The organism is Plastoroseomonas arctica, assembly GCF_018128965.1.
Taxonomy (GTDB): Bacteria; Pseudomonadota; Alphaproteobacteria; order Acetobacterales; family Acetobacteraceae; genus Plastoroseomonas; species Plastoroseomonas arctica.
In genome coordinates, this window is sequence record NZ_JAAEDH010000014.1 from 88,559 (window position 1) to 106,438 (window position 17,880).

Here is a 17,880-nt window from a genome sequence, read left to right on the forward strand (position 1 = left end):
GCTCCCTGCATCGAGGGACGAGGCTAGCGCGGCCGCACCCCGCACGTCACCCCCAGGCCGGCACCAGCGCGTCCATGATGCGGGAGACGTCGTCCATCGCGTTATAGCCGTGGAAGGAGAACCGGATACGCCCGCGGCCGCCCCACGCCAGCACACCCTTCTCCCCCATCGCGACGACCATGGCGTTGGCATCCGGAGTGGCCACGCAGACGCTGGCGCCGTGCGCGGCCGGGTCGCGCGGGGTAATGGTGGGGATGCCGGCGGCCTCAAGCCGTTCGAGAAGGGCCACGGTCAGCGCCTGCACGTGGCGCTGCACGGCGGGCGTCTCCCACTGGTCGAGATAGTCGAGCGCGGAGCCCAGCACGTACAGCGGAAGGTGCGCGGGATTGCCGCGGCAGAAGCGCATCGCGTCCGCCACCAGCGGGATGCCGGCATTGTAGTCGAGCCGTCCCGGCCCCGGCGCGATGGAGTTCCACCCCGCGCTGGACGGCACCCAGCCCGGCTGGCGTTCGCGGTTCCAGAAGGCGGTCGCGATGCCGGTGGTGCCGAGCTGCCATTTGTAGCTGGCCGCGAAGGCAAAATCGGCGATGCGCGCGTCGATCGGCAACCAGCCCGCGGCCTGCGTGTAGTCCACCACCAGCCAAGCGCCCACGCTGTCGGCCAGCTTGCGCAGCAAGTGCAAGTCCGGCCGCGCGCCGTTGAGGTAGGAGGCGGCGCTCGCGCCGATGACGCGGGTGCGCGCATCGACCAGGTCGGCCAGGTTCGCGGAATCCTTGAAGCGGATTTCCGCGCGCCCGCCGGCCATGAAGGGCGCGACGACGGAGGGGTATTCATCGGGCTCGAACAGCACGTTGTCGCCGCTACGCCAGTCGATGCTCTCGGCGAGCATGGAGACACCTTCGGCCACCGAGGAGACAAGGCCGATGTCGCCGGTCTCGCAGGACCAGCGGCGGGCGAGCGAGGCGCGCACGCGCTCCACCTCCGCCTCCTGCTTCGTGCGGCCTGGCAAACCCTCGCCCTTGTCGCGGGCGTAGGCCGCGAAGGCGTGGGCGTGGCGCAGCAGGAAGGGCGGCTCGCCGCCGGCGCAGACATGCGCGATGCCCTCGGGCAGGCCGAAATCGGCGCGGGGAAACAGCGGCGCGTTGCTCATGCGGGGCAGCATGGCGCAGCTTCGCTTGGCCTGGAAGGCAGGCCCGTGTATGCCGCTACCTCATGCTGACGCAGAAAGCGAAATACGCGCTGCGCGCCCTCGTGGTGCTGGCCGATGCGAGTGCCGAAGGTCCGCTGCCCATCCAGCAGGTCGCCGAGCGCGCGCATGCGCCGCACAAGTTTCTCGAAGCCATCCTGCTGGAGCTGCGCCGCGGCGGCGTGCTGCGCAGCACGCGCGGGAAGTCCGGCGGCTATGCGCTGGCGCAGCCGGCCGCCGATATTCGCCTTGGCAATGTCATCCGCATCGTCGATGGGCCGCTGGCGCTGATCCCCTGCGCGAGTCTCACCGCCTATCGCCCCTGCGCGGACTGCGAACAACCGGAGATCTGCACCATCCGCGCCCTGATGCGCCAGGTGCGCGACGCGACGGCAGCGATTCTCGACGAGGCGAATATCGACACGCTGCGCGCGCAGCCGGCACTCGCGGCTCAGTAGGTCGCGGCTTCGTCCAGCGCCGCGCGGTATTCGGCGGTGAGGCGGGCACAGAGTTCGGCGGTGGTTGGGATGTCGCGGATCGCGCCCACCCCCTGCCCCGCCGACCAGATGTTCTTCCACGCGCGCTTCTCGTGGCTGCCGACGTTCATCGCCTTCTTCTCGGGCAGGTTCTCGGGATCGAGGCCCGCATTCTCCAGCGAGGCGCGCATGAAGCTGCCCTTCACCCCGCTGATCGCGTCCGTATAGACGATGTCCTTGGCCGAGCTGTTGAGGATCATCTGCTTGTACTCCTCGCTCGCCATGCTCTCTGTCGTCGCGATGAAGCGCGTGCCGAGATAGGCGAGGTCCGCGCCAGCAACGCGCGCCGCGGCGATGTGGCGCCCGGTGGAGAGGCTGCCGGCGAGCAGCAGCGTGCCCTCGAAGATGGCACGCAGCTCGGTGAGGAAGGCGAAGGGGTTGAGCAGCCCGGCATGGCCGCCGGCGCCGGCGGTCACCGCGATCAGCCCGTCCACCCCGGCCTCGGCCGCCTTGGCCGCGTGGCGGAGGTTGATCACGTCATGGAAGACCATGCCCCCATAGGATTGCACCGCCTGGACCAGCTCGCTCACCGCGCCGAGCGAGGTGATCACCAGCGGCACGCGGTGCTTCACCACGGTGGCCAAGTCCTCATCCAGCCGCGTGTTCGACTTGTGCACGATCAGGTTCACGCCGTAGGGCGCGGGCGTGTTGCCCAGTCGTTCGCGGATCTCGTCCAGCCAGTCGGAGAAGCCCTCGTTGCTGCGCTGGTTCAGCGCGGGGAAGGTGCCGAGCAGGCCGGCCTTGCAGGTCTCCACCACCAGATCGGGGCCGGAGACCAGGAATTGCGGCGCGGCGACAGCTGGCAGCGTCAGGCGGCCGCGAAGCGATTCGGGAAGCGCCATGGACCGTGTTCTCCCTCGTGCGTTCGACGCATGTTGCCAGCGCGTGCGGCACATGCCTAGCTTGCCCCGACATCAGGGGGCGTCGCAGCCCCGAGGCTCCGCATCAGATGGGACCCGCGCGACGCCGAAGGAGACGCATGGCGACAGTCGGCATCCGGGACGTCCGGAAGAGATTCGGCAATTTCGAGGTGCTGCACGGCGTCAGCGTCGATATCGCCGATGGCGATTTCGTGGTGCTGGTCGGCCCGTCGGGCTGCGGGAAATCCACGCTGCTGCGCATGCTGGCGGGGCTCGAGAACATCTCGGCCGGGGAGATTTCCATTGGCGGGCGCGTGGTGAACACGGTGCCGCCGAAGGATCGCGACATCGCGATGGTGTTCCAGAACTACGCGCTGTATCCGCACATGACCGTCTTCGACAACATGGCCTTCTCGATGAAGCTCGCCGGTGCCCCGCGCAACGTCATGGAGCAGGAGGTCGGGCGCGCGGCGAAGATCCTGGGGCTCGAGACGCTGCTGGAACGCTTTCCGCGCCAGCTCTCCGGCGGGCAGCGCCAGCGCGTGGCAATGGGGCGTGCGATCGTGCGCAACCCGCAGGTGTTCCTGTTCGACGAGCCGCTGTCGAACCTCGATGCCAAGCTGCGCGTGCAGATGCGCTCCGAGATCAAGGAGCTGCACCAACGCCTCAAGGTCACCACGGTCTACGTCACGCATGACCAGATCGAGGCCATGACCATGGCCGACCAGATCGTGGTGATGAACCACGGCATCATCGAGCAGGCGGGGCCGCCACTCGCGCTCTACGACAAGCCCGCGAACATCTTCGTCGCCGGCTTCATCGGCAGCCCGGCGATGAACCTGGTCGATGGTGTGGTCAAGGGCGGGGTGTTCCGCACCCCCGATGGCACGCCCTGGCCATTGCCGCCAGGCACGAACGCGGCGCCCGGCCCCGTCACCTACGGCATCCGCCCAGAACACCTCCGCCTAGACCCCGAGGGCATGCCCGCGCTTGTGCAGCTGGTGGAGCCCACGGGGTCCGAGACGCAGGTGCTGTTCCGTCTGGGTGAGACGCAGTTCAGCGGCGCCTTCCGCGAACGCGTCACCGCGCGCCCCGGCGACATGCTGCGCGTCGGGCCCGACCCGGCGCTGGTGCACCTGTTCGACAAGGCGACCGGCCAGCGTATCTGATCACCGAAAAACCAGGGAGAGAACGACAATGGTAGACGTGACCCGCCGCAACGCGATCGGCCTTTCGGCGGCCGCACTCGCGGCCATGGCGATGGCCGAGAAGGCCCAGGCGCAGGCGAGCCGCATCACCGCGGCCGACGCGACTGCCCCTCGCCTGGCCATCGAGCCCGGTGCCACCCTGCGCATGCTGCGCCCGGTGCGCTTCGTGGCCCCCGACGAGGAGGTCTTCCGCGCCAATTGCGCGCGCTTCACGGCGGCCACGGGCGTCGAGGTGCGGGTCGATTTCGTGGGCTGGGAGGACATCACCCAGCAGACCGCGGTCACCGCCAATACCGGGGCGGGGCCGGACGTCATCATCGGCTTCAACGAGGCGCCGCACGTCTACACGGACAAGCTGGTCGAGACGACCGATGTCGCGGAATACCTCGGCCGGCGCTATGGCGGCTGGCTGCCGCTCGCGCAGCGCTACGGCAAGAAGCACAATTCCAACAATTGGATCGGCCTGCCCTTCGGTGCGTCCGGTGGCCCGACCGTGTGGCGCAAATCCGCGGTCAACGCCGCGGGCTTCGAACGGCCGCCCGAGGACCACGCGGGCTTCCTCGACCTGTGCCGCAAGCTCAAGCAGGCGAACAAGCCGGCCGGTTTCGCGCTGGGCAATGCTGTCGGCGACGGCAACGGTTTTGCCAATTGGCTGATCTGGTCGCATGGCGGGTTTTTGGTGAACGAGGATGGGAGCGTCGGCATCAACAGCCGCGAGACCATCGCCGCTCTCACCTACCTCAAGGACCTCTACGCGACCTTCATCCCCGGCACGATCGCCTGGGGTGATATCAGCAACAACCGCGCCTATGCGGCGAGCGAGTGCTGGCTCACCTCGAATGGCGTGTCGCTGTATTTCGGGCTGAAGAACGACCCAGCCACGCGCGCCGTCGCCGAGGACACCGAGCACACGCTGCTGCCCAAGGGTCTGGCACCCTTCTCGCCGATGGCGGGACTCACGCTCAACGCCATGGTGTTCAAGCATTCGCGCTTCCCGAATGCGGCCAAGGCGCTGCTGATGTTCCTGCTCGAGCGCGAGCAGTACGACCCGTGGCTGAACGCGAACCTCGGCTACTGGGCACATCCGCTCGAGAATTATTCGGCGAGCGCAGTGTGGACCGAGGACCCCAAGGTCACGATCTTCCGCGACACGATGAAGAGCCCCTTCTGGATCGGCTACAAGGGCCCGATCAGCGAGGGCTCGGCCGCGGCGAACGCGGATTACGTGATGGTGCAGATGTGCGCTTCGGTCGCATCCGGACAGGCGACGCCCGAGGCCGCGGCGCGCGAGGCCGAACGGCGCGCCACGCGCTTCTTCCGCCGGCGCTGAGTTGTTTTCCGGGCGGCGTTTGATGGCGCCGCCCTGTCGGAGTACCCGCCATGTCCGCCGTAACCGCCGCTGAATGGATCAAGGCCAGGCGCGATCCGTCCTGGATCGTGAAGCTGTTCGACTGGAAGCCATTTTTGGTGATCGTCTGCCTGTTGCCGGCGGTCGGGTTGCTGATGACCTTCCTCACCTACCCGCTCGGCCTGGGCATCTTCCTCGCCTTCACCGACACCACGATCGGGCGGCGCGGCGTCTGGGTGGGGTTGGAGAATTTCGAGTACCTGCTGAGCGACCCGATCTGGCGCAACGCGGTGTTCTACTCGGTCTTCTATACGGGCATCGCGACCATCGGGAAGTTCGGCCTGGGGCTGTGGCTCGCGCTGCTGCTCAACCAGCACATGCCGTTCAAGTCGATCATCCGCGCGATCATCCTGCTGCCCTGGATTGTGCCGACGGTGCTGTCCGCGATCGCCTTCTGGTGGATCTACGACCCGCAATTCTCGATCATCTCGTACATCTTCGTCGAGGTGCTGGGCTGGCGGAGCACGAACATCGACTTCATCGGCACGGAATGGCCGGCGCGCTTCTCGCTGATCGTCGCCAATATCTGGCGCGGCATTCCCTTCGTCGCGATTTCGCTGCTCGCGGGGCTGCAGACCATCTCGCCGTCGCTGTATGAGGCCGCGCTGCTCGATGGGTCCACGTCGTGGCAGCGCTTCCGCTTCATCACCTTCCCGATGCTGCTGCCGATCCTGGCCATCGTGATGACCTTCTCGATCATCTTCACCTTCACTGATTTCCAGCTGGTCTACGCGATCACGCGCGGCGGCCCTGTGAACTCGACGCATCTGCTGGCGACACTCGCGTTCCAGCGCGGCATCGCCGGCGGCGAGCTGGGCGAGGGTGCCGCCATCGCCGTCTCCATGATCCCCTTCCTCGTCGCGGCCACGCTGTTCAGCTATTTCGCCCTCGCTCGGCGCAAGTGGCAGCAGGGAGAGAGCAATGACTGACGCAGTCGTCTCGACCGCCTCCACCAACACGGCATCCGCCCAGCCGGAAACGATGGCCTGGGACAGCCGCGCACGCCGCGTGGTGATGCTGTGGATCCCGCTGGGCTGCTTCCTGCTGATCCTGCTGTTCCCGTTCTACTGGATGGCGGTGACGGCCTTCAAACCGAACGCGGAGCTCTACGACTTCCGCAACCACAACCCGTTCTGGATCTCCTCGCCGACGCTCGACCACATCTATCTGCTGCTGTTCCAGACGAGCTATCCGCGCTGGCTGTGGACCACGATGATCGTGGCGATCTCCTCGACCGTGCTGTCGCTGTTCGCGAGTACGCTCGCGGCCTATGCGATCCAGCGGTTGCGGTTTCGCGGCAGCCAGTATGTAGGCTTGGGGATCTATCTCGCCTACCTGGTGCCGCCGTCGATCCTGTTCATCCCGCTCGCGACCATGGTCTATAATCTGGGGCTGTTCGACACGCCGTTCGCGCTGATCCTCACCTACCCGACCTTCCTCATTCCCTTCTGCACCTGGCTGCTGATCGGATACTTCAAATCCATCCCCTATGAGCTCGAGGAATGTGCGCTGATCGATGGCGCGACGCGGTTGCAGATCCTCCGCCGCATCACCCTGCCACTCGCCGTCCCGGGGTTGATCAGCGCGGGCATCTTCTCCTTCACGCTGTCCTGGAACGAGTTCATCTACGCGCTCGCCTTCATCCAATCGTCCGAACGCAAGACGGTGCCGGTGGCGATCCTGACGGAACTCGTGACGGGCGACGTTTATCAATGGGGCGCGTTGATGGCGGGCTCACTGCTGGGCTCGCTGCCCGTCGCGATCTTCTATTCCTTCTTCGTGGACTACTACGTCTCCTCGCTGACCGGTGCCGTGAAGGAGTAGCGCGCCATGAAGATCGACCACATGGAGTGCATGATCGCCGATGCCGGCTGGCGCACCTTTTCCTTCCTGAAGATGAGCACTGCCTGCGGGATCACCGGCTGGTCCGAATACAATGAAGATTTCGGGTCCAAGGGGTTGTCCGATGTCATCCGCGCGCTGTCACCGCTGGTGATCGGTGCCGATCCACGCGCGTCGGAAGCCATCGTCGCGCGGCTGCATGTCGGCACGCGACAGGCGCGCGGCGGGCTGAACCAGCAGGCGATCGCGGCCATCGAGAACGCCCTGCTCGACATTCGCGGCAAGGAGGCGGGAAAGCCGGTTCACGCGCTGTTCGGCGGGCCGATCCGCGACCGCATCCCGGTCTATTGGTCCCACTTCGGCACCTACCGCGTCTCCGGCCGCTCCACGCAGTTCTTCCGGCCCATTGCCGATTATGAGGCGCTGGGACGGCATGCGGAGGAGGTGAAGGCGGCCGGGTTCCGCTGCCTGAAGACCAACATCTTCCCCTGGAAGGACGGCGCCTTCTCGCAATACGCGCCGGGGTTCGGGCGCGCGGCGGGGTGGCCGGAACTGAACTGGGACAATGCGCTGCTGGGCGACCTGACGCGCGAATTGATGACCATCCGCGACGCCGTGGGCCCCGAGATGGGGATCATGCTGGACACGAATATCCACTTCAAGACGGAGGGGTTCCTGCGCGTCGCCGCCGCGGTGGAGCCCATCGGACTGACGTGGCTCGAGATCGACACGCACGACCCGCCCTCGCTCGCGATGATCCGCGGCCGCGCACCCTGCCCCATCGCGTCGTGCGAGACGCTGCATGGGCGGCGCGACTTCAAGCCGTATCTCGAGCAGTACGCGATGGATGTGGCGATCGTGGACGTGCCGTGGAATGGCTTGGGCGAGAGCATCAAGATCGCGTCCATGTGCGACGCCTATGAGGTGAACTGCGCGCCGCATAATTTCTACGGGCATCTGTGCAGCTTCATCAGCGCGCATTTCTGCGCGACGATCCCGAATTTCCGCATCATGGAAATCGACATCGACTCCTGCCCGTGGCGCGACGAGTTCGTGACCAATCTTCCGACCTTCGAGAATGGCTGCTTCGTCGTGCCGACCGCCGCTGGCTGGGGCACCGACATCAACGAGGCCGCCGTCCGCGCGCGCCCACCCAAGAGCTGAGAGAGTCTGACATGGCCGCCTACACCATCCTCACCCCTGCCCTCGCCACGCCTGGCGCCAAGCTCGGCGACTACGGCTATGAGCGGGAGGGGCTGGGCACGCTCGATGCCGAGTTCGTCGAGGTAGAACCGACCGAGGAGGCGCTGATCGCGGCGGCCGGAAGTGCTGACGTGCTCTACGCCAAGGGGATGAAGTTCTCCGCGAAGCTCATCGCGGCGCTGGGGAAGTGCAAGCATATCGCGTGTGCTTCGGTGGGGGTGGACTACGTCGATGTCGCGGCGGCAACGGCGAAGGGCATACCCGTCACCAATTGCCCGGACACCTTCATCGAGGAAGTCGCGGACCACGCGATGATGCTGCTGCTGTCCACGCATCGCCGCGCGCTGGAACAGGACCGCATGGTCCGCGAAGGGCGCTGGCGCGCCGGACGGCCGCAGCTGAATCTTATCCCGCGCCTGATGGGGCAGACGCTGGGCCTGATCGCGTTTGGGCGCGTCGCGCGCGCAGTCGCGCATCGCGCGAAGGCGTTCGGGCTGCATGTCGTCGCATATGACCCCTATGTGGATGAGATGATGATCTCCTCGCACGGCGTGCAGCCGGTGAGCCTGCCGGAGCTGCTGGCGATATCGGACTTCATCTCCATGCACGTCCCCGCAACGCCGGAGGCGAATGGCCTGCTGAAGGAGCAGCATTTCCGCGCCATGAAGCCTACCGCCATCTTCATCAACACGGGCCGCGGCCCGACCGTGGATGAGGGCGCGCTGATCCGCGCGCTCGATGAGAAATGGATCGCGGGCGCAGGGCTGGACGTGCTGGAGCAGGAGCCGCCGCAGCAGGACAATCCACTGCTGCAGATGCCGCATATCATCCTATCGCCGCACAATGCCTCGGCGAGTGCGCGGTTCGATCCGGCGCGGCGTCGGCGGGCGGGGCAGGAGATGGCGCTGATCCTCACCGGGCGGTGGCCGATGAGCTGCGTGAACCCGACGGTGCTGCCGGGGTCCGATCTGAAGCGGTGGCAGCCCTACGCGATGGATCGCGGGCCGAATAGCTGAGCGCCGAAGCCGGACGCGACTTCGGCCAGCAGTTCCGCCGGCTTGTAGCGGGCGGCGAAGTGGAAGGGCTCCACGCTGCCGGCGCCGGCGGCGCGGGCGATCTGACCGGCCGTGAGCGCGCTGATGTGGCCTCGCTCGGGCGGCGTGGCCTCGCCGCCATGGAGGAAGGGCGCCTCGATGAAGAGCGTATCGACCTTTGCGACCAATGTCTGGGCAGCCAGGCGATTGGCGGGGGTATCCGCCATATCGGTAACGTAGCCGAGCGAGTGGCCCGGCACCACGCGCACCATGTCCGCGAGTGCGACAAGCGACATGGCGCCGCCAGGTGTGCCCAGGGATTTGCTGCCAGCAAGCACTGCCGTCTTCAGCCTGGCGACCCACGGTCCCAGGCTCCAGCCACGGTCCAGGATGGCACCTGCATCGACGGTGACAATCGGCGGCGTCTCGGCGCGAAACGCAAGCACCGGCCCGTGGTGGCGCAGCACCGCGGCACGCACCTTGAGCCAAGGCTCGTCGAACAGAAGGTCGCCGGCGGTAAGGATCGGGGGCAGGCCTTCCGGCTTGAAGCGCTGTTGAAGAACGAAGCGGGCGCGCTTCAGCGTGTCGCCGGAGGCCTCGTGGACGGTGAAGGCCAGCACGGGTTCGATCCGCCCGACCAGATCCCATTCATAGCCACGCAGCCGATGCCCGATCTTCCCGATGATGCCGTGCGGTCCGAAGACGGCGACCTCGCTCGCATGGTGCACCTTGGCACGCAGCAGTGCGTCGAAGCCGATGATGTGGTCGATATGCGCGTGGCTGAGGAACAGGTGGCTCACGCGTTGGAGTGCGCGCGCGTCCAGCTTGGACAGATCGCCGGCATCGAAAAGGACGGCCCGACCCTGCCGCGGGAATTCCAGCAGCAATGCCGAATCCCCTTGGCGTCCGTTGATCAAGGTGGCGTTGAAGTGCGCGTTCATCACCGCACCCAGTAGCAAAAATAAAAGAATGGGGTCTGGGGAAATTCTTTTCCCCAGTCTTTCTTATCGCAGCGCGGCCATTCTGATGTCGTCTGGCCGCTGCTCCCCGCGCAGCGCGGTCTCAACCTGCGCCGCGACGCTCGGCGCGATCTCCACCTGCGTTTCCTTCGACGCGATGCGAATGGAGCCGATCTCCGCCTTGGTGATGTTGAATCGGCGGCAGAGGTAGGGGATCAGCCACTTGGGGTCGGCGTTCCCCGCGCGCCCGATGCCCATGCGGAACCAGGCGCCGGCGGCGCTTGCGTCGCGCGGTGCCACGCGTTCGCGCGGCTTGGGGACGGGGGCTGCGGCGGCCAGGTCCTCAGGCTCGGGCAGGCGGGCGCGGGCCATCCGGGCGAAGGCGGCGGCGACGGTCTCGGCGCCGCGGGCTTCGATCATCTTGCGGCCGATGGCCAGGTCGTCCTCGCCGGGTTCCTCGCGCAGCGCGGGGTCGTCGAGTAGGCGTTCCTCGTCGCGTGCGCGGACTTCGGCGGCGGCCGGCGCGGGCGACCAGGAGGGGGTGACGCGGGCGCCCTGGAACAGGCGCTCGGCGCGCTTGCGGGCCGGGTAGGGTACCAGGAAGACCGAGACGCCCTTGCGCCCGGCGCGGCCGGTGCGGCCGGAGCGGTGTTGCAGGGTTTCTGCGTCGCGGGGAAGCTCCGCATGGATGACCAGGCCAAGGTCGGGCAGGTCGATGCCGCGTGCCGCGACGTCGGTGGCGACGCAGACGCGGACGCGGGCGTCGCGGAGGGATTGGAGGGCGCGGGTGCGCTCGTTCTGGGAGAGTTCGCCGGAGAGGGCGACGACGGAGAAGCCGCGCTCCTGCAGGTTGCCTTGCAGGCGGTTGACGGATTCGCGGGTGTTGCAGAAGACCAGCGCGCCGCCGGCTTCATACCAACGCAGCAGGTTGACGATGGCTTTTTCCATCTCGTGCGCGTTGCACAGGACGGCGCGGTGTTCGATGTCGGCGTGGCCGCCGCCCTCGCGGCCGACTTCGATGCGCAGCGCGTCGCGCTGGTAGCGGCGGGCGAGTTCCTGGATGGCGCGCGGCATGGTCGCCGAAAACAGCAGGCTGCGGCGGGTCTCGGGCGCTGCGGAGAGTATCTTCTCCAGCTCCTCGCGGAAGCCGAGGTCCAGCATTTCGTCGGCCTCGTCGAGGATGACGGTGCGCACGGCGGAGGCATCGAGGCTGCCGCGCTCGAGGTGGTCGCACAGGCGCCCGGGCGTACCGACGACGATGTGGACGCCCTGCTGGAGCATCCGCATCTCGCGTTTGATGTCCATGCCACCCACGCAGGTGGCGATGCGCGCGCCGGTCGGGCCGTAGAGCCATTCGAGCTCGCGGGCGACCTGCAGGGCGAGTTCGCGCGTGGGTGCGACGGCGAGTGCCAGGGGCGTGCGGGTCTGGTGAACGCGCTGGCCCTCCGGCAACAGCTCGGCGGCCATGGCCAGGCCGAAGGCGACGGTCTTGCCGGACCCGGTCTGGGCGGAGACCAACAGGTCCCGCCCCGGCTCGGCGGCGAGAACGGCGTCCTGCACAGGGGTTGGTTCAGTGTAGCCGCGTTCGGCAAGCGCCGCGGCGAGCAACGGGGGTAAATTCGGAAAGGGCATGATGGGCGGGGCTTAGGCCCCTGCCCCCGCCCTGTCCAGTTAAGCCTCAGCGCGCCAACGATCGCAGCCCGTCGCAGACGCGTTTCACCTGGCCGTCGGTCAGCTCCGGATACATCGGCAGCGAGAACACCTCCCCGGCCGCGCGCGCCGTTTCGCCGCAACCCGCCGGACCCAGCGCCACCCGGTCCTTGTACGCGCCCTGCAGATGCACCGGGACCGGGTAGTGGATGCCGGTACCGATGCCCTGCGCCTTCAACGCCGCCTGCGTCGCAGCCCGGTCGTCGCTGCGCAGCACGTACTGGTGGAACACGTGCTCCACGCCCTCGCGCCGCAGCGGCGCGGCGAAGGGGCCACCGGCCAGCGCCGCGTCATAGGCCGCCGCGACTTCCCGCCGGCGCGCATTGCCGGCATCCAGCAGCGGAAGACGCACACGCAAAATCGCCGCCTGCAGTTCATCGAGCCGGCTGTTCACGCCAACCTCGGCGCTGATGTAGCGCTCATGCCAGCCATATTGCCGGATCGCGGCGATCCGCTTCGCCAACGCCGCATCCGGCGTCGCCAGCACCCCGCCATCGCCCAAGGCACCCAGATTCTTCGTCGGATACAGGCTGAACGCGGAGGCATGCCCGATGGTGCCCACCATCCGCCCATCCAGCCGCGCGCCATGCGCCTGCGCGCAATCCTCGATCAGAAACACCCCTTCGCGATCACACGCCGCCCGCATCGGCGCCAGGTCGCAAGGCTGCCCATAGATGTGAACGGGAATGACGGCGCGGATCGGCGGAAGCCCCGGCGGCGGGTCCTCCAGCACGGCCACCAACTCCTCCGCATCCATTGTGTAATGCTCAGGGACGATATCGACGAGCAAGGGCGTCGCCCCCACCATCTCGATCGCCGCGACCGTCGCCACTGCCGTGTGGCTCACCGTCACCACCGTCGACCCGGGTCCAATATCCAGCCCGCGCAGAATCAACGCCAAGGCGTCCGTGCCGTTCGCACACCCCACCGCATGCATGCCCTCGCCCAGCCAGGCGCCGTACTCACGCTCGAACGCCTCGCCCTCCTTGCCCAGAATGTACCACCCCGACCCCAACGCGCGCGCGACGGCCGCATCAATGGCGTCCTTGTGCGCGCGATATCCGGCGCCCGGATCGGCCTGGGGAATCACGGGAAGGGTGCTCGCGTTCATCTGGGTGATGTCCTGTGGAGAGTGAGCGAAGAAAGCATGGGGGCGCTGCCCCCAAACCCCCGCCAGGAGCCTGTGGCCCCTGGACCCCCATTTGTGGTTCTGGGTTTTGGGAGGGTGTTGAGCCTCGCCGGAGGCGAGCCGGGGTTGGGAGGGGGCGCGTCGAGGGAGCTCGCATGAAGATGGCACCGCAGGCGCCCCCTCCCAACCCCGGCGCTTTCGATGAAGCCCAGCCCTTCCAACTCAGAACCACAAAGGGACGGGTCCGGGGATCGACACGATCCCCGGCGGAGGTTTGGAGGCGGAGCCTCCATGCTTGCTTCCCTCAGCCTCACAGGTAATCACCCAGGCGGGCGCGGTACCATTCCAGGGAAAGCCGCAGCCCTTCGTCGATGTCGGTGCGGGGCCACCAGCCGGTGGCGGCGCGGAAGGCGCGGTCGTCGGCGGCGTAGCTGCCGATGTCGATCTGGGCGCGGTCGGCGGGGAATTCCTTGTTCTCGTAGCTGCCGACACCGTTGTTCGCGGCGATCAGGCGGTCGGCCAGGTCGATCAGCCGGATGGGCGGGCTGCCGCCGAGGTTGAAGACCTGGCCCATGACCTGAGGCGCTGCTGCCTGTTCGGCGGCGCGGAGGAAGGCGTCCACCACGTCGTCGAGGTAGGCGAGGTCGCGGAGTTGTTCGCCGCCCCAGACTTCGAAGGGTTCGTTCTCGATGACGCGGCGCAGCCAGATGCCGAGGAAGGTCTGGCGCGCGTCCTTGATGCGCAGGCGGGGGCCGTAGCAGTTGGTCAGGCGGAGAGAGACCACAGGGCGGCCATGGACGCGGCTTTCGAGCAGCCAGTACTGCTCGCCGGCCCATTTTGAGACGCCGTTGGCGTCGGGCGGGTTGACCTGGTGCTTTTCGTCGACGGGCAGGTATTGCGGGCGGCCGTAGAATTGCCGGGTGGAGGCGTGGACGACGGCGGCCTTGGGGGCGACCTCGCGCATCACCTGGATCAGGCGGACCTGGGCCACGGCATTGATGCCGATGTCGGCGACGGGGTCGCGCTGGCCGCCCATGTGGCTGGTCTGGGCTGCCATGTTGAACAGCACATCGCAGCCTTGCGCGAGCGAGTGCAGCTCGGCGTCGCGCAGGTCACCGCGGACGAGCAGGACGCCCGCGCCTTCGAGGTTGGCCGGGTTGGCACCACCATCGGGCATCATGGCGTCGAGCGCGGTGACGCGGGCGCCGAGGCCCACCAGCGCATGGCACAGCCCGGCGCCGAGGAAGCCCGCCCCGCCGGTGACCAGCACGCGCTTGCCGCGCCAATAGGAAGCCGCCATCTCACGCACCCTTTGCACCGAGAAATCTAATCTGCCGAACGATTGCGGCGCGGATGCGCCGGAGGTTCGACGGGATCGGGGCGCGGCGCGCCTCGCGGCTCGCTGCGCCCCCGCATCAATTCGGAAAACCCGAACAGCAGCAGCAGCTGGCCGAACATGACCTGCGCCGCGGCCAGCAGGCGAACGCCATCATCATGGGGCGTCACGTCGCCATAACCCACCGTCGCCTGGGTCACCAGACTGAAGTAGAGCGCGTCGGGAAAGGCCAGCCAGCGCGCGGCGCCAGCGATGTGGAACAGCGGGTCGCGGGAGAGGCCGTCGGAGATGCGGTAGAGCGCGCCGAAGGCGACGACCAGGATCAGGTAGACCATGGTGAAGGCCACCATCGGCACCGCGACGACGGCCAGGCGCTCGCCCAGGTCTTCCATGATGGTCGCGGTATCGACCAGCAGCAGCACCACCCCCTGGATGGACGCTGCGACGATGACCCCGATCGTGGCCATGCCGGTGATCAGCGCGATGCCCTGCATCGGCGCCGAGAGGCGGTTGACCGGGAAGGCCATGCAGCATGCGCCGACCAGAAACGCCGGCACGAGCCAGCGCCCCATGCGGCGGAGGTGGCGAAGATCCACGGGTCCGGCCCGCTCGGCGATCATCCGCAGTCGCCGCCGGCGCACCAGGAAGGCGCCGAGGAAGCCCGCGATCGGCGCGAGGAAGCCCGGTCCCATCGCCCAGTCTTCCGCATGCGGGAAGGCGGCGCGGCCGATGATGACGAACAGCGCCATGTAGATGCCCAGGCCCGCGGTGGTGCCGATGGCGAAATGCACCCCGCGCGGCATCATGAAGTGCAGCGCGCCGAGGCCGACGGCGGCCATCGCCATCGCCCAGCCGGGCGGCGCCCAGGCGTTGCGGTCGGCGACGGCGGCCGCGACCAGGCCGGCGAAGGCGAGCGTGAGGACCAGCGGCGTGAACCAGGCCGGCGCGGCGGCGGCGCGCGGCAACTTCACGCCGGGGTCCCGCGTGGCAGGGGCATGCGCATCCTTCCATATCCAGGCCCGGCGTCGGCTGGTATCTGACGCCGGCAATCCGGGACCATGGCATGCAGGGCGCGCTCGAGAAATCCATCCTCGCCACACGGTGGCTGCTGGCGGTGTTCCTGGTCGGGCTCGGCGTGGCGCTGGCGCTCTATGCCGTGCGCTTCGTGTGGAAGCTCGGCAAGCTCGCGGCCGACCTGTTCGAGCCCGATGACAGCGTCTTCCTGCTCGGCGTGCTGCACCTGCTGGATGCGGCGCTGGTCGCCTCGCTGATCGTCATGGTCGTGATCTCCAGCTGGGACAGCCTGGTGAGCAAGCTCACCGACGACAACGGCACGTCGAAGGTCGCCTGGGCGACCAAGATCGACGCGACCAATCTGAAATTGAAGCTGGCGACCGCGATCGTCGCCATCTCCTCGATCCACCTGCTGCAGATCTTCATGAGCGTGGGCAGCTATGGCGATCGGGAGATCATCTGGGCGCTGGCCCTGCACGGCATGTTCGTGGGCGGCGGGTTCCTGCTCGCGGTGATGGACAGGCTCGGCGCAAAACCCGAGCCGGGCTGATCGGGTCAGACGATGGGCGTTTCGGCGGCCATGCGGCGAAACCCGTCTTCCAGGTGGCGAGTGAAGCTGTCGGCGTCGGTCAGCCGGGTCGTGTCGATGCGTGCGCGCAGGCGCTGCATCGCGCCGGCGTCGCGCCCGAGCGCTATGGCGCGGGCGACATAGTCCTCCGCGTCGGCGGCGATGGCGTCGGGGATGCCGGCGGCGCTGAGCAGGGTCTCGCCGTTGCGGCTCATCATCCCGAACCGCCCGCGCATGACGAGCACCGGGGTTCCCGCCCAGAGGGCCTCGGCGGTCGTGGTGCCTCCGGGGAAGGGAAACGGGTCGAGCATCAGGTCGATGCCGGCATAGCGCGCGAGGTATTCGCCCCGCGCGAGCGTCGGAGCGCAGCGCAGTCGGGCGGGGTCGCCGCCCTGGGCCGCGAAGCGGGCGGCCAGCGCCGCTGCGGTCGCCGGTTCGCCCAGCGCGCGGGTGCGCAGCTCGAGGGTCGAACCAGGGAGGGCGGCCAGGATGCGGGCCCAGGCGCGCAGCACCGCGTCGTTGAGTTTCGCGAGGTTCGCGAAGCAGCCGAAGCGGGGCGTGCCGCCGGCGAGCATCGGCGCCTGGCCGCGCGCCAGCGTGATGTCGGGCGGGCGGAAGCTCAGGTAGCAGCCGGGGAGGCGGAGCGCGCGCTCCGTGTAGAGCGCTTCGTCCTCGAGCGGCAGGGCTATCGCGTCGGCGATGATCCAGTCCATGGCGGGCAGGCCGGAGGGGCCGGCATAGCCAAGCCAGGTCGCAAGGATCGGGGCGGGGCGCTGGGTCAAGACGCGCAGGCGGTTGGCGGCGGTGTGGCCGGAGAGGTCGACGAGGATGTCGATCGTATCGGCACGGATGCGCGCCGCCAGCGCCGCGTCGTCGAGACGGATGACCGGCACCAGGGCTTCGACGTGCGCGGCGATGCGACGGGTGGTGCCGTCGGCAACGTGCTGGTTGGCATAGGCGAAGGGAGCGACGACGCCGCGATCATGGGCGGCGAGGACGCCTTCGATGAAATAGCCGACCGGGTGGGCGCGGAAATCGCCGGAGAGGTAGCCGATGCGGAGGCGAGGATCGCCCTTCGCCCGGTCCCGGCGCGGCGGGCGGGGCGGGTTGCCGGCCCCGGCCGTGACGCGGGCGCCATAGACGCGGTGGGCCTGGAGGTAGGCGTCGACCGTCAGTTCGGGCCGGTAGTGCAGGCCGAAGATCCGGGCGTGGTGGGCATCGAGCGGTGCGTCGGGATCGGCGAGGACGCGCTCGATCGTGGCGCTGGCGCGCGCCACGTCACCAGCCAGGTTGCAGGCGTTGGCGAGGTTGACGCCGACGGCGGCCTGGTACTCCGGGGCGACCAGGGGTGCGGCTTCCTCGAAGCGGGCGATGGCCTCCATCGGGCGACCGAGCTCGACCAGGACATTGCCCAGGTCGCTGCGGGTGGCGCCGCGGGTGTCGCCGCGGGCGATGGCGTCTTCGAAGGCGGTGACCGCGAAGTCGGGGCGGTTGCGGCGGCTGTGCAGGGCGGCGAGGCGGCGGTACGGGCCGGGCTTGTCGGGGGCGAGGCGGCAGAGCGCGAGGATATGGGGTTCGGCGGCATCCCAGTCCTTGGCGGCGACCAGGGTCTCGACGAGGTCGTCGCGCAAGTAGGGGTCCTCGGGCGCGAGCGGCAGGGCGGCGCGCAGCGCATCCAGCGCTTCCTCGGGCCGGCCGAGCCCGTTGAGGCATCGGGCGCGGCCGCGGTAAGGCCCGGCGTCGCTCTGGCCCGTGGCGATCAGCGCGTCGAAGAGCGGCAGGGCTTCGGCGTAGCGGCGTGCCTTCAGCTGCGCGAAGGCGGTGGCGAGATCGGTCATGCTGCGTCAGACCGGATCAGGGGCATGCGTGCCCCCCGAACCGAGAGGC

The 17,880-nt window shown here is 68.3% G+C and carries 16 protein-coding genes; 8 read left to right on the forward strand and 8 right to left on the reverse strand.

Going from position 1 to position 17,880, the window contains the following annotated elements:
* Window positions 1-46: 46 nt before the first annotated feature.
* The gene (locus GXW79_RS13245; RefSeq protein WP_211874872.1) at window positions 47-1,150 is read right to left on the reverse strand and encodes an aminotransferase class V-fold PLP-dependent enzyme; all 1,104 of its coding nucleotides are present in this window, start codon (window positions 1,148-1,150) and stop codon (window positions 47-49) included.
* 62 nt (window positions 1,151-1,212) lie between these two features.
* Between GXW79_RS13245 and GXW79_RS13250 the strand changes: the two genes are divergently transcribed.
* Window positions 1,213-1,644, forward strand: a complete 432-nt coding sequence (locus GXW79_RS13250; protein WP_211874873.1) for an RrF2 family transcriptional regulator — start codon at window positions 1,213-1,215, stop codon at window positions 1,642-1,644.
* On the opposite strand, the gene GXW79_RS13255 is transcribed toward GXW79_RS13250, so the two are convergent.
* Complete coding sequence (locus tag GXW79_RS13255) at window positions 1,638-2,564, reverse strand: NAD(P)H-dependent flavin oxidoreductase (protein WP_211874874.1); 927 nt, start codon at window positions 2,562-2,564, stop codon at window positions 1,638-1,640. The genes GXW79_RS13250 and GXW79_RS13255 overlap by 7 nt on opposite strands.
* A gap of 137 nt (window positions 2,565-2,701) precedes the next feature.
* Between GXW79_RS13255 and GXW79_RS13260 the strand changes: the two genes are divergently transcribed.
* The 6 genes from GXW79_RS13260 to GXW79_RS13285 are packed head-to-tail and all read left to right on the forward strand — an operon-like array spanning window position 2,702 to window position 9,259.
* Window positions 2,702-3,751 carry an ABC transporter ATP-binding protein gene (locus GXW79_RS13260; RefSeq protein ID WP_211874875.1) on the forward strand — a complete coding sequence of 350 codons (1,050 nt, stop codon included), beginning with the start codon at window positions 2,702-2,704 and terminating at the stop codon, window positions 3,749-3,751.
* A gap of 28 nt (window positions 3,752-3,779) precedes the next feature.
* Window positions 3,780-5,120: an ABC transporter substrate-binding protein gene (locus GXW79_RS13265; RefSeq protein WP_211874876.1), complete on the forward strand. Its 1,341-nt coding sequence runs from the start codon at window positions 3,780-3,782 to the stop codon at window positions 5,118-5,120.
* A gap of 50 nt (window positions 5,121-5,170) precedes the next feature.
* A complete protein-coding gene (locus GXW79_RS13270) occupies window positions 5,171-6,127 on the forward strand; it encodes a carbohydrate ABC transporter permease (RefSeq protein ID WP_211874877.1) in 957 nt (318 codons plus the stop codon).
* Window positions 6,120-7,022, forward strand: a complete 903-nt coding sequence (locus GXW79_RS13275) for a carbohydrate ABC transporter permease (protein WP_211874878.1) — start codon at window positions 6,120-6,122, stop codon at window positions 7,020-7,022. The genes GXW79_RS13270 and GXW79_RS13275 overlap by 8 nt, the downstream gene beginning before the upstream one ends.
* Before the next feature lie 6 nt (window positions 7,023-7,028).
* Window positions 7,029-8,204: a mandelate racemase/muconate lactonizing enzyme family protein gene (locus GXW79_RS13280; RefSeq protein WP_211874879.1), complete on the forward strand. Its 1,176-nt coding sequence runs from the start codon at window positions 7,029-7,031 to the stop codon at window positions 8,202-8,204.
* 11 nt (window positions 8,205-8,215) lie between these two features.
* The gene (locus GXW79_RS13285; RefSeq protein WP_211874880.1) at window positions 8,216-9,259 is read left to right on the forward strand and encodes a C-terminal binding protein; all 1,044 of its coding nucleotides are present in this window, start codon (window positions 8,216-8,218) and stop codon (window positions 9,257-9,259) included.
* Here GXW79_RS13285 and GXW79_RS13290 read toward each other — a convergent pair.
* The 5 genes from GXW79_RS13290 to GXW79_RS13310 form a co-directional block, all read right to left on the reverse strand.
* Window positions 9,229-10,218 carry an MBL fold metallo-hydrolase gene (locus GXW79_RS13290; RefSeq protein ID WP_211874881.1) on the reverse strand — a complete coding sequence of 330 codons (990 nt, stop codon included), beginning with the start codon at window positions 10,216-10,218 and terminating at the stop codon, window positions 9,229-9,231. The two genes, GXW79_RS13285 and GXW79_RS13290, sit on opposite strands and share 31 nt — an antisense overlap.
* Before the next feature lie 63 nt (window positions 10,219-10,281).
* The gene (locus GXW79_RS13295; RefSeq protein WP_408901556.1) at window positions 10,282-11,796 is read right to left on the reverse strand and encodes a DEAD/DEAH box helicase; all 1,515 of its coding nucleotides are present in this window, start codon (window positions 11,794-11,796) and stop codon (window positions 10,282-10,284) included.
* 118 nt (window positions 11,797-11,914) lie between these two features.
* The gene (locus GXW79_RS13300; protein WP_211874883.1) at window positions 11,915-13,057 is read right to left on the reverse strand and encodes a DegT/DnrJ/EryC1/StrS family aminotransferase; all 1,143 of its coding nucleotides are present in this window, start codon (window positions 13,055-13,057) and stop codon (window positions 11,915-11,917) included.
* 328 nt (window positions 13,058-13,385) lie between these two features.
* A complete protein-coding gene (locus GXW79_RS13305; RefSeq protein WP_211874884.1) occupies window positions 13,386-14,375 on the reverse strand; it encodes an NAD-dependent epimerase/dehydratase family protein in 990 nt (329 codons plus the stop codon).
* A 26-nt stretch (window positions 14,376-14,401) separates the two neighbouring features.
* Complete coding sequence (locus GXW79_RS13310) at window positions 14,402-15,382, reverse strand: ion channel (protein ID WP_211874885.1); 981 nt, start codon at window positions 15,380-15,382, stop codon at window positions 14,402-14,404.
* A gap of 92 nt (window positions 15,383-15,474) precedes the next feature.
* Between GXW79_RS13310 and GXW79_RS13315 the strand changes: the two genes are divergently transcribed.
* Complete coding sequence (locus tag GXW79_RS13315) at window positions 15,475-15,975, forward strand: YqhA family protein (RefSeq protein WP_211874886.1); 501 nt, start codon at window positions 15,475-15,477, stop codon at window positions 15,973-15,975.
* A gap of 5 nt (window positions 15,976-15,980) precedes the next feature.
* Here the strand turns inward: GXW79_RS13315 and GXW79_RS13320 are convergent, their stop codons facing one another.
* On the reverse strand, window positions 15,981-17,831 hold the full coding sequence (locus tag GXW79_RS13320) for an O-linked N-acetylglucosamine transferase, SPINDLY family protein (RefSeq protein WP_211874887.1): 1,851 nt from the start codon (window positions 17,829-17,831) through the stop codon (window positions 15,981-15,983).
* Window positions 17,832-17,880: the final 49 nt, after the last annotated feature.

Coding starts and splice junctions, on each gene's coding strand:
- GXW79_RS13305 (WP_211874884.1), bottom strand. CDS start 14,375: ATGGCGGCTTCCTATTGGCGCGGCAAGCGCGTGCTGGTCACCGGCGGG.
- GXW79_RS13260 (WP_211874875.1), top strand. CDS start 2,702: ATGGCGACAGTCGGCATCCGGGACGTCCGGAAGAGATTCGGCAATTTC.
- GXW79_RS13290 (WP_211874881.1), bottom strand. CDS start 10,218: ATGAACGCGCACTTCAACGCCACCTTGATCAACGGACGCCAAGGGGAT.
- GXW79_RS13320 (WP_211874887.1), bottom strand. CDS start 17,831: ATGACCGATCTCGCCACCGCCTTCGCGCAGCTGAAGGCACGCCGCTAC.
- GXW79_RS13285 (WP_211874880.1), top strand. CDS start 8,216: ATGGCCGCCTACACCATCCTCACCCCTGCCCTCGCCACGCCTGGCGCC.
- GXW79_RS13275 (WP_211874878.1), top strand. CDS start 6,120: ATGACTGACGCAGTCGTCTCGACCGCCTCCACCAACACGGCATCCGCC.
- GXW79_RS13245 (WP_211874872.1), bottom strand. CDS start 1,150: ATGAGCAACGCGCCGCTGTTTCCCCGCGCCGATTTCGGCCTGCCCGAG.
- GXW79_RS13315 (WP_211874886.1), top strand. CDS start 15,475: ATGCAGGGCGCGCTCGAGAAATCCATCCTCGCCACACGGTGGCTGCTG.
- GXW79_RS13300 (WP_211874883.1), bottom strand. CDS start 13,057: ATGAACGCGAGCACCCTTCCCGTGATTCCCCAGGCCGATCCGGGCGCC.
- GXW79_RS13265 (WP_211874876.1), top strand. CDS start 3,780: ATGGTAGACGTGACCCGCCGCAACGCGATCGGCCTTTCGGCGGCCGCA.
- GXW79_RS13270 (WP_211874877.1), top strand. CDS start 5,171: ATGTCCGCCGTAACCGCCGCTGAATGGATCAAGGCCAGGCGCGATCCG.
- GXW79_RS13250 (WP_211874873.1), top strand. CDS start 1,213: ATGCTGACGCAGAAAGCGAAATACGCGCTGCGCGCCCTCGTGGTGCTG.
- GXW79_RS13280 (WP_211874879.1), top strand. CDS start 7,029: ATGAAGATCGACCACATGGAGTGCATGATCGCCGATGCCGGCTGGCGC.
- GXW79_RS13255 (WP_211874874.1), bottom strand. CDS start 2,564: ATGGCGCTTCCCGAATCGCTTCGCGGCCGCCTGACGCTGCCAGCTGTC.